Below are 10,110 nucleotides of genomic sequence, written 5' to 3'. Positions count from 1 at the left end.
ATTGCCGGTATCGAAAGATACAACGTAAAAGAATCGGTGGAGCGGTAGTTCAGTTGGTTAGAATACCTGCCTGTCACGCAGGGGGTCGCGGGTTCGAGCCCCGTCCGTTCCGCCACTTATTTAATTATGCCTGCTTTTTTAGCAGGCATAATGTTAAGCGAGATTTAGGGGCGTAGCTCAGTTGGTAGAGCACCGGTCTCCAAAACCGGGTGTCGCGAGTTCGAGTCTCTCCGCCCCTGCCATATTAAGAACCCTTTGCGAAAGCAAAGGGTTTTTTTTTACCTATTATCCCTTCCCTTGGAGCATTCCCGCTTTGGAAAAGAGCGTATTGGCTGCTCTATGCTGATGTCTATCTGATCCGAGTTGCCTTATGATCTTTCGATCTTTACCCCCGCAGACCTCCTGATTCTCCTACCGTTTTGCATTTTCTTCTCTCAGAAGGCGATGGGCGGTTTTTGGTATGATAGACAGCCATGACCACGGCGGCGGCTTTTAAGGCCGCCATAGCGCTTTAGGCTGCGGTATTTAAAGGTATTTTAAGTAATTGCCGAATCAAAGGCTGTTGATCGCTGTTTTGCAACCAGACGGCATACAGTGGGCGGACAATCGGCGGGATCTCGGCGGCGGCAAGCAACTGCGGATACTCTTTTTCCCACTGGCTGGGCAGGAAAGCGCATCCGCCTGTGGTTTCCAGCAACTGACGCGTCAGGTGTGCCGAGGTGGTCGTGAGTACCGGCACGTTATCACCTTCCAACATGCGGTTTTCCTGTTGGTGGAAGTCGGCCCCCCATTCCAGCTTGATGTAAGGCATGGGGGATTGTTTGTCACGACGCGCGGATGAGAACAGGCGTAATGAGAAATTGCCCAGCTGCTGGCTGGCCAGTTCGTCCATCTTTGGCGGCTCAGTGGTGATCAGTAAATCGAGCTGCCTTTCATGCAGTTGCTTTACCAAAGAGTGCCTTAAGGCCACCCTGGCTTCGAGCTGCAGCGCCTCTCTTTGTTGATAGAGAGATTGCAACCAGGGGGTCAAATAAGCCTCCCACAACGAGGCAGTCGCGCCGATCGACAGCTCGGTATGTTGCAGTGAACGCACGACCTCTTTCTTCGCCAACTGCCAGGTGTTCATCAGGCTTTCGGCATAGGGCAGAAGCCGCTCGCCGGCAGGCGTCAGGCGGATGTTATTGCGATGACGGGTAAATAAATTTGCGCCCAACTGGTTTTCTAACTGACGGATGCGGAAACTGACCGCGGACTGCGTTAAGTACAAAGATTCTGCGGCTCTGCCAAAGTGACGCGTTCTACTGACCTCCAAAAAGGTTTTCAGTAATTCGGTATCCACACCTATCTCCAAAAAAATTTGTCGTTAAGATTTAAATGTTTTGTTTTACACGCTGTCAAGCCTATCTAATACTCCGCGCCATAAACAGCACGGCCATAAGAGAATTAGGAGCGTGTCAGATGGCGGATAGCTTCACCACGACCAATCGTTTTTTTGATAATAAACATTACCCTCGCGGGTTCTCCCGTCACGGCGATTTCACCATTAAAGAGGCGCAATTGCTAGAGCGCTTCGGCTACGCGTTTAACGAGCTGGACTCGGGCAAACGCCAGCCGGCCACTGAAGAAGAACAGCTGTTCGTCGCAGTGTGCCGCGGTGAGCGCGAAGCGGCTACCGAGCAGGAAAAAGTATGGGCTAAATATCTGGCGCGCACACGTCGCCCGAAGAAATTCCATACGTTGTCCGGCGGTAAGCCGCAGGCTGACGCAGTAGAAGATTACAGCGACAGCGAAGACTAAAGACGATGGGGCCTTCGGGCCCCATTTTCTATTCCAGACTACGATGCAGTTGTAACAGCAGACGGTCCATACTGCGATAGCTCAGCGCTTCGCTCAGGTGGCGCCTGCCGATCTCGGCATCCCCCGCCAAATCCGCCAGCGTGCGCGCCACTTTCAAGATGCGCTGCCAGGCGCGGACCGATAACCCCAACGCGTTTAATGTCGCTTCCAAAAACTCGGCGTCTGCCGCCTGCAACACGCAATCCCGTTCCACTTCACGGTTGGTTAACAGCGCGTTGATTTTACCGGCGCGTTCGAGCTGCCGGGTGCGTGCCTGTCGCACTCTTTCCCGCACCTGCTCGCTGCTTTCTCCCTGAGTTTGCCGCTTACTGAGCGTACCTGGAGGTAACAGCGGCACTTCGATAGACAGATCGAAACGATCGAGAAAAGGCCCTGACAGCCGGGCCAGGTAGCGCAGCACCTGCTGCGGCGAGGCGCGATTATGCATACCCTGGTAATGCCCGGTTGGGCTGGGATTCATCGCCGCGATCAATTGCACCTTGGCCGGGAAGCAGACCTTGGCGTTGGCACGTGAAATCACGATCTCGCCGGATTCCAGCGGTTCACGCAGCGCATCCAGCACCTTACGCTCGAATTCCGGCAGCTCATCCAGAAACAGCACGCCGTTATGCGCCATAGATATCTCACCCGGGCGCGGCAGTGAGCCGCCGCCGACCAACGCCGCCATCGATGCGCTGTGATGCGGTGCGCGAAATGGCCTCTGGCGCCATGGCAAAGCGGTGAGAACAGGATGCTGCAAGCTGGCGACCGCCAGGCTTTCCAGCGCCTCAGGTTCCGTCAGCGGCGGCAGTAAGCCCGTCAGTCGACTGGCCAGCATGGTTTTACCGGTGCCCGGCGGCCCAATCAACAATAGGTTATGCCCGCCGGCGGCAGCGATCTCTAATGCCCGCTTGGCCTGCTCTTGGCCGATGATGTCGCGCAGATCTGCGTTCTCGTGCGGGTTTTCTGCCGCGGGAGGCGTGATGGCTACCGGCAGCTCGCCCTGGCCGAGCAAAAAGGCACAGACCTCCAACAGGTGTTGGGCAGTATGGGATTGTGACTGCGCAATCAGGCCGACCTCGGCGGCGTTGTCCGTGGAGAGGACCAATTGTCGCCCGGCGTCAGCCGCCGCCAGCGCCGCCGGGATGGCGCCTCTGACCGCGCGCAGCGCGCCGGACAGCGCCAGTTCGCCAAGAAACTCGTAGCGTGCCAACGGGGCGAGGGGCAGTTGCTCGGAGGCGGCGAGGATCGCCAGCGCAATCGGCAGATCGTAGCGCCCGCCTTCTTTCGGCAGATCGGCCGGCGCCAAATTGACGGTGATGCGGCGGGCGGGAAAGGTGAAACCGTTGTTGATCAGGGCGCTGCGCACCCGATCGCGCGCCTCTTTTACCGTGGTTTCCGGCAGGCCAACCAGCGTCAGGCCGGGCAGGCCATTGCTGATATGCACCTCTACCGTTACGGAAGGGGCCTGAACGCCGATGATGGCGCGGCTATAGATTACCGCCAGTGACATATCGCTCTCCTTGCTGAGGGCGGCATGATGCGCGATTTATCCAGGTGCCGCGCGGCGTTCTTGGCATTTTTTCCATGAAACTCGCAGCATAATCACTGATTTTCATCGAATTGAAAAAGATTGTGCGAACCGCCTCGCAGCCTGTGGCAATACCCATTAACAATTCGCTGAAGCCTGCAACACATTAGCGGCCTGTACGCATTGCAGCCATAGGCTTGATGGGTGTATTTAACAATTGATTAAAAGAAAAATCACTTCTTTAACACACTCCGACCGCCGCGGCAGTCTGCCCGGCAGCCGCTAAATCTCCTGACTTCGTACTCTACGGTAGGGATAACACTATGTTTGGTTGGACCCCGCTGCAACGCAATGCGGCAATCGCCAGTTTTTCAAGCTGGACGCTCGACGCTTTCGATTTTTTCGTACTGGTATTCTTACTCAGCGACATCGCACAATCCTTTCACGTCGGCCTGGAACAGGTCACGTTGGCGATTCTGCTCACGCTGGCGGTGCGGCCGATCGGCGCGCTGATCTTCGGGCGCGCTGCGGAAAAATATGGCCGCAAACCGATCCTGATGCTGAATATCGTCTTCTTCTCGGTGTTTGAGCTGCTCTCCGCCGCCGCGCCCTCGCTGACGGTCTTCTTGCTGTTACGAGTGTTGTACGGCGTTGCGATGGGCGGTATCTGGGGCGTGGCGTCATCATTGGCGATGGAAACCATACCGGACCGCTCGCGCGGCTTGATGTCGGGCATTTTCCAGGCCGGCTATCCGTTCGGTTATCTGCTGGCGGCGGTGGTGTACGGCCTGCTGTTCGAAACGGTCGGCTGGCGCGGCATGTTCGTCATCGGCGCGGCGCCGATCCTGCTGCTGCCGTTTATTTATTATTGCGTGCAGGAGTCGCCGGTGTGGCTGGCGGCGCGTGAACGTAAAGAAAGCAGCGCCTTGCTGCCGGTGTTGAAGAGCCACTGGAAGCTGTGCTGCTATCTGGTGCTGCTGATGGCGGCGTTCAATTTCTTCTCTCACGGCACGCAGGATCTGTATCCGGTATTTCTGAAAGTTCAGCACGGTTTCGATCCGAAAACCGTCAGTATCATCGCCATTAGCTACAATATCGCGTCAATTATCGGCGGCGTTTTCTTCGGTTCGTTATCGGAAAAAATCGGCCGCAAAAAAGCGATTATCATCGCCGCATTGTTGGCGTTACCGGTGATCCCGCTGTGGGCGTTTTCCAGCGGTTCGCTGATGCTCGGGATCGGCGCTTTCCTGATGCAATTCATGGTGCAGGGCGCCTGGGGCGTGGTGCCGACCTACCTGACCGAGCTGGTGCCGGCCAACACCCGCGCGGTGCTACCGGGGTTCGTGTATCAGCTGGGCAACCTGATCGCTTCGGTCAACGCCACGCTGCAAGCCACCCTCGCCGAGCATCATGGGCATAATTACGGCCTGGCGATGGCCATGGTTGCCGGGACGGTGGCGGTGGCGATCGCTCTGTTGGTGTTCTTCGGCAAGGATACACGCGGCAAGGCCATCACCGGCGCGGTGAAAAATCCAGGTATGCGCGCCAACGTGTGAAATCCGGGCGATTCGCGTGAGGTATGACCAGATTGCGCCGAATAATAACGCAAAAAAAGTGTTGTCATGTCGCGCGCGGCTGTGGTACCTCTGTAAGCATTAGTTCTGAATGAGCACAGTGAACAAACCCATTATGAAAGCCTTTGCCCAAGTGATTAGCCTAGTCGTGATTAGCGTGGTGGTGATTATTATCCCACCGTGCGGGGCTGCACTTGGACGAAGAAAGGCTTAGCAAACAAGCCGGAATCGCAAGAGAACCCCCGCACCGTCAGGTCCGGGGGTTTTTTATTGGCAAGAGAAAAGTGGAGCAAGGGGCAGAGCATGAAAAACAGAACAAAATCCTGCGGTTGTCGAAGTAAGGCGGGGAAATAACTATGAATGGCGCTCAGTGGGTAGTTCAAGCGTTGCGTGCGCAGGGTGTGGATACCGTATTCGGCTATCCGGGCGGGGCAATCATGCCGGTGTACGATGCGCTGTACGACGGCGGCGTGGAACACCTGCTGTGCCGCCATGAACAGGGCGCCGCCATGGCCGCCATCGGTTACGCCCGCGCCACCGGCAAAGTCGGTGTCTGTATCGCCACTTCCGGTCCCGGCGCCACCAACCTGATCACCGGGCTGGCGGATGCGCTGCTCGATTCCGTTCCCGTTGTCGCCATCACCGGTCAGGTGGGATCCGCGCTGATCGGCACCGATGCCTTTCAGGAGATCGATGTTCTCGGCCTGTCTCTGGCCTGCACCAAGCACAGCTTCCTGGTGGAATCGCTGGATGCCTTGCCGGGCATCATGGCGGAAGCTTTCGCCATCGCCGCCGGCGGCCGTCCTGGCCCGGTGCTGATCGATATCCCGAAAGACATCCAGCTGGCGCAAGGCGACCTGCATCCGCATTTGATGCCGGTCGATGAAGCGCCGGCGTTACCGACGGCGGCGTTGGCCGAGGCGGCTGAGCTGCTGGCGCAGGCGCATAAACCGATGCTGTACGTTGGCGGCGGCGTGGGCATGGCGCAGGCGGTGCCGGCGCTGCGAGAGTTCATCGCGGTGACCCGCATGCCGAACGTCGCCACCCTGAAGGGGCTGGGCGCGCCGGATGCGCAAGATCCGCTGTACCTTGGCATGTTGGGCATGCACGGCACCAAGGCCGCTAACCTGGCGGTGCAGGAGTGCGATCTGCTGATCGCCGTCGGCGCGCGTTTCGATGACCGCGTGACCGGCAAGCTGAATGCCTTCGCGCCGCACGCCAAAGTGATCCACATGGACATCGACCCGGCGGAGATGAGCAAGCTGCGCCAGGCGCATGTGGCCCTGCAGGGCGATCTGAAAGCGTTGCTGCCGGCGTTGCAGCGCCCGCTGAACATCGCCGCCTGGCGGCAACGGGTGACGGCGCTGAAAGCCGATCACGCCTGCCGCTACGATCATCCCGGCCAGCCGATTTACGCGCCGCTGTTCTTGCGCCAGCTGTCCGCCCGCAAGCCGGCCAACAGCGTGGTGACCACCGACGTCGGCCAGCACCAGATGTGGAGCGCGCAGCACATGACGTTCGAGCGCCCGGAGAATTTCATCACCTCCAGCGGCCTCGGCACCATGGGGTTCGGCGTGCCGGCGGCGGTCGGGGCCCAGATCGCGCGTCCGCAAGATACGGTGATCTGTGTCTCGGGCGATGGCTCCTTCATGATGAACGTGCAAGAACTGGGCACCATTAAGCGCAAACAGCTGCCGCTGAAGATCGTGCTGCTGGACAACCAGCGCCTCGGAATGGTGCGCCAATGGCAGCAGCTGTTCTTCGACGGCCGCTACAGCGAAACCAACCTGTCCGATAACCCCGACTTCCTGATGCTGGCCGCTGCCTTCGGCATTCCCGGCCAGCGCATCAGCCGCAAGGATCAGGTGGAGGGCGCGCTCGAGGCGCTGTTCAACACCGAAGGCCCTTATCTGCTGCAGGTCTCTATCGACGAACTCGAAAACGTCTGGCCGCTGGTGCCGCCGGGCGCCGGCAACGAAACCATGTTGGAGGAAATATCATGATGCAGCATCAACTCTCGATCCAGGCGCGTTTTCGCCCCGAAATGTTAGAGCGCGTATTGCGGGTCGTGCGTCATCGCGGCTTTCAGGTTTGTGCTATGAATATGGTTTCCCCGGCCAACGCCGACAGCATCAATATCGAATTGACCGTTGCCAGCCCGCGTCCGGTCGCCCTGTTGTCATCTCAATTAAGCAAACTGATGGACGTCTCCTGCGTCGAGATCCAGCAGCCAACATCACAACAAATACGCGCCTGAGGCGCCGAGAAGGATAAATAACAATGACAAAGAAAGCCGATTACATTTGGTTCAATGGTGAGATGGTTCCTTGGGCCGAGGCCAAAGTGCACGTGATGTCGCACGCGTTGCATTACGGCACGTCGGTGTTTGAAGGCGTACGCTGCTATGACTCGCACTTGGGGCCGGTGGTATTCCGTCATCGCGAGCATATGCAGCGCCTGCACGATTCGGCGAAAATCTACCGCATGCCGGTGTCGCAAAGCGTCGACGAGCTGATGGAAGCCTGCCGCGCTACGCTGCGCAAGAACAACCTGGTCAGCGCGTACATTCGTCCGCTGGTGTTCGTCGGCGATGTCGGCATGGGCGTCAACCCGCCGGCCGGTTATAAAACGGACGTGATTATCGCGGCGTTTCCTTGGGGCGCTTATTTGGGTGAAGAAGCGCTGGATCAAGGCATCGATGCGATGGTCTCCTCCTGGCACCGCGTCGCACCAAACACGATCCCCACTGCGGCCAAGGCCGGCGGCAACTATCTTTCCTCCCTGCTGGTGGGCAGCGAAGCGCGCCGCCACGGCTATCAGGAAGGCATCGCGCTCGACGTGCACGGCTACATTTCCGAAGGGGCGGGCGAGAACCTGTTTGAAGTGAAAGACGGCGTGCTCTATACCCCGCCGTTCACCTCGTCGGCGCTGCCGGGCATCACCCGCGACGCGATCATCAAGCTGGCGAAAGACATGGGCTTCGACGTGCGCGAGCAGGTGCTGTCGCGCGAATCGCTGTACCTGGCCGACGAAGTGTTCATGTCCGGCACCGCGGCGGAAATCACGCCGGTGCGCAGCGTGGACGGCATTCAGGTCGGTATCGGCAAATGCGGCCCGGTGACCAAACAGATCCAACAGGCGTTCTTCGGCCTGTTCAGCGGCAAGACCGAAGACAAATACGGGTGGCTGGATCCGGTAAACCCGTAACGACAAGGCTCGCCGCGCAGCGTGGCGGACGACAAGACAGACAAGATAAGAAATATCCAGGCGGTTCGTTCGCCGCCTGCCATAAATACATTTGGAGTGAAAAGAGCATGCCTAAGTACCGTTCCGCCACCACCACCCACGGCCGCAATATGGCGGGTGCCCGCGCATTGTGGCGCGCGACCGGGATGACCGACGCCGATTTCGGCAAGCCGATCATCGCCGTGGTCAACTCCTTTACCCAGTTCGTGCCGGGCCACGTGCATCTGCGCGATCTGGGCAAACTGGTCGCCGAACAGATCGAAGCTTCAGGCGGCGTGGCCAAAGAGTTCAACACCATCGCGGTGGATGACGGCATCGCCATGGGCCACGGCGGCATGCTCTATTCCCTGCCGTCGCGCGAGCTGATCGCCGACTCGGTTGAATACATGGTGAACGCCCACTGCGCCGACGCGATGGTGTGCATCTCCAACTGCGACAAAATCACCCCGGGCATGCTGATGGCGGCGTTGCGCCTGAACATTCCGGTGATCTTCGTTTCCGGCGGCCCGATGGAAGCCGGCAAAACCAAACTCTCCAACCAGATTATCAAGCTGGATCTGGTGGACGCGATGATCCAGGGCGCGAACCCGAACGTCAGCGACGCCGACAGCGAGCAGATCGAGCGTTCCGCCTGCCCGACCTGCGGCTCTTGCTCCGGCATGTTCACCGCCAACTCGATGAACTGCCTGACCGAAGCGCTGGGCCTGTCGCAGCCGGGCAACGGTTCGCTGCTGGCCACCCACGCCGATCGCAAGGAACTGTTCCTCAACGCCGGCAAGCGCATCGTCGAGCTGACCAAACGCTATTACGAGCAGGACGACGAGAGCGCGCTGCCGCGCAATATCGCCAACAAGGCGGCATTTGAAAACGCCATGACGCTGGACATCGCCATGGGCGGCTCGACCAACACCGTGCTGCACCTGCTGGCTTCGGCGCAGGAAGGCGAGGTGGACTTCACCATGGAAGACATCGATCGTCTGTCGCGCAAAGTGCCGCACCTGTGCAAAGTGGCACCGAGCACGCAGAAATATCACATGGAAGACGTGCACCGCGCCGGCGGCGTGATCGGCATCCTCGGCGAGTTGGATCGCGCCGGCTTGCTGAACCGCGAGGTGAACAACGTATTGGGGCTGACCCTGCCGCAGACGCTGGAAGCTTACGACGTGATGCTGACCCGCGACGAAAGCGTCAAGAAAATGTACTCCGCCGGGCCGGCCGGTATCCGCACCACGCAGGCATTCTCCCAGGATTGCCGTTGGGATTCGCTGGACACCGACCGCAAGGAAGGTTGCATCCGCACCCGTGAGCACGCTTACAGTCAGGACGGCGGGTTGGCGGTGCTGTACGGCAACCTGGCGGAAAACGGCTGCATCGTCAAAACCGCCGGCGTCGACAAGGAAATCCTCACCTTCCGCGGCCCGGCCAAAGTGTATGAAAGCCAGGATGACGCGGTAGAAGCGATCCTCGGCGGCAAAGTGGTGGCGGGCGATGTGGTCGTTATCCGTTACGAAGGGCCGAAAGGCGGGCCGGGCATGCAGGAAATGCTTTATCCAACCACTTACCTGAAATCGATGGGGCTGGGCAAGGCGTGCGCGCTGATCACCGACGGGCGTTTCTCCGGCGGCACCTCCGGGTTGTCCATCGGCCACGCTTCGCCGGAAGCGGCCAGCGGCGGCCTGATCGCCCTGGTGCAGGACGGTGACATGATCGCAATCGACATTCCTCATCGCGGCATCCAGCTGGACGTCAGCGAGCAGGAGTTGGCGGCGCGGCATGAGGCGGAACTGGCGCGCGGCGACGCGGCCTGGACGCCGAAAAATCGTGAACGTCAGGTGTCCTTCGCGCTGCGCGCCTACGCCTCGTTGGCCACCAGCGCCGACAAAGGCGCGGTGCGCGACAAGAGCAAACTGGGGGGATAAGCAG

General features: G+C 59.3%; 9 protein-coding genes and 2 tRNA genes. 9 read left to right on the top strand and 2 right to left on the bottom strand.

Going from position 1 to position 10,110, the window contains the following annotated elements:
• Nucleotides 1–38: 38 nt before the first annotated feature.
• Nucleotides 39–115 (top strand) — tRNA-Asp (locus tag ACJ8J1_RS24395).
• A gap of 51 nt (nt 116–166) precedes the next feature.
• Nucleotides 167–242: transfer RNA gene (locus ACJ8J1_RS24390), tRNA-Trp, on the top strand.
• Between the two features lie 269 nt (nt 243–511).
• Here the strand turns inward: ACJ8J1_RS24390 and hdfR are convergent.
• Nucleotides 512–1,339 (bottom strand): HTH-type transcriptional regulator HdfR, encoded by an 828-nt coding sequence (hdfR, locus tag ACJ8J1_RS24385; RefSeq protein WP_033645382.1) that lies wholly within the window; start codon nt 1,337–1,339, stop codon nt 512–514.
• A 119-nt stretch (nt 1,340–1,458) separates the two neighbouring features.
• Between hdfR and ACJ8J1_RS24380 the strand changes: the two genes are divergently transcribed.
• Complete coding sequence (locus ACJ8J1_RS24380) at nt 1,459–1,797, top strand: DUF413 domain-containing protein (RefSeq protein ID WP_004929946.1); 339 nt, start codon at nt 1,459–1,461, stop codon at nt 1,795–1,797.
• Nucleotides 1,798–1,825: 28 nt separating this feature from the next.
• On the opposite strand, the gene ACJ8J1_RS24375 is transcribed toward ACJ8J1_RS24380, so the two are convergent.
• Complete coding sequence (locus tag ACJ8J1_RS24375) at nt 1,826–3,349, bottom strand: YifB family Mg chelatase-like AAA ATPase (RefSeq protein ID WP_033645381.1); 1,524 nt, start codon at nt 3,347–3,349, stop codon at nt 1,826–1,828.
• A 341-nt stretch (nt 3,350–3,690) separates the two neighbouring features.
• Between ACJ8J1_RS24375 and ACJ8J1_RS24370 the strand changes: the two genes are divergently transcribed.
• From ACJ8J1_RS24370 to ilvD, 6 genes are all read left to right on the top strand, one after another.
• Complete coding sequence (locus ACJ8J1_RS24370; protein ID WP_033645380.1) at nt 3,691–4,923, top strand: MFS transporter; 1,233 nt, start codon at nt 3,691–3,693, stop codon at nt 4,921–4,923.
• A gap of 133 nt (nt 4,924–5,056) precedes the next feature.
• Nucleotides 5,057–5,155, top strand: a complete 99-nt coding sequence (gene ilvL / locus ACJ8J1_RS24365) for an ilv operon leader peptide (protein WP_013814970.1) — start codon at nt 5,057–5,059, stop codon at nt 5,153–5,155.
• A 142-nt stretch (nt 5,156–5,297) separates the two neighbouring features.
• Nucleotides 5,298–6,944: an acetolactate synthase 2 catalytic subunit gene (ilvG, locus tag ACJ8J1_RS24360; RefSeq protein WP_033645379.1), complete on the top strand. Its 1,647-nt coding sequence runs from the start codon at nt 5,298–5,300 to the stop codon at nt 6,942–6,944.
• Nucleotides 6,941–7,198, top strand: a complete 258-nt coding sequence (gene ilvM, locus ACJ8J1_RS24355) for an acetolactate synthase 2 small subunit (protein WP_004929955.1) — start codon at nt 6,941–6,943, stop codon at nt 7,196–7,198. The genes ilvG and ilvM overlap by 4 nt, the downstream gene beginning before the upstream one ends.
• Before the next feature lie 23 nt (nt 7,199–7,221).
• Nucleotides 7,222–8,148: a branched-chain amino acid transaminase gene (locus ACJ8J1_RS24350; protein ID WP_033645378.1), complete on the top strand. Its 927-nt coding sequence runs from the start codon at nt 7,222–7,224 to the stop codon at nt 8,146–8,148.
• A 107-nt stretch (nt 8,149–8,255) separates the two neighbouring features.
• Nucleotides 8,256–10,106: a dihydroxy-acid dehydratase gene (ilvD, locus tag ACJ8J1_RS24345; RefSeq protein ID WP_033645377.1), complete on the top strand. Its 1,851-nt coding sequence runs from the start codon at nt 8,256–8,258 to the stop codon at nt 10,104–10,106.
• The last annotated feature ends 4 nt before the right edge of the window (nt 10,107–10,110 follow it).

The organism is Serratia sp. CY37869, assembly GCF_052168895.1.
Lineage (GTDB): Bacteria > Pseudomonadota > Gammaproteobacteria > Enterobacterales > Enterobacteriaceae > Serratia > Serratia ureilytica.
Note: the sequence above shows the minus strand (reverse complement) of the source record. Positions and strands in the feature narration are given on the sequence as shown.

What these genes read in the sequence shown, in the direction of transcription:
- ACJ8J1_RS24380 (WP_004929946.1), top strand. Translation starts at nt 1,459, where the DNA reads ATGGCGGATAGCTTCACCACGACCAATCGTTTTTTTGATAATAAACAT.
- ACJ8J1_RS24375 (WP_033645381.1), bottom strand. Translation starts at nt 3,349, where the DNA reads ATGTCACTGGCGGTAATCTATAGCCGCGCCATCATCGGCGTTCAGGCC.
- ACJ8J1_RS24370 (WP_033645380.1), top strand. Translation starts at nt 3,691, where the DNA reads ATGTTTGGTTGGACCCCGCTGCAACGCAATGCGGCAATCGCCAGTTTT.
- ilvL (WP_013814970.1), top strand. Translation starts at nt 5,057, where the DNA reads ATGAAAGCCTTTGCCCAAGTGATTAGCCTAGTCGTGATTAGCGTGGTG.
- ilvG (WP_033645379.1), top strand. Translation starts at nt 5,298, where the DNA reads ATGAATGGCGCTCAGTGGGTAGTTCAAGCGTTGCGTGCGCAGGGTGTG.
- ilvM (WP_004929955.1), top strand. Translation starts at nt 6,941, where the DNA reads ATGATGCAGCATCAACTCTCGATCCAGGCGCGTTTTCGCCCCGAAATG.
- ACJ8J1_RS24350 (WP_033645378.1), top strand. Translation starts at nt 7,222, where the DNA reads ATGACAAAGAAAGCCGATTACATTTGGTTCAATGGTGAGATGGTTCCT.
- ilvD (WP_033645377.1), top strand. Translation starts at nt 8,256, where the DNA reads ATGCCTAAGTACCGTTCCGCCACCACCACCCACGGCCGCAATATGGCG.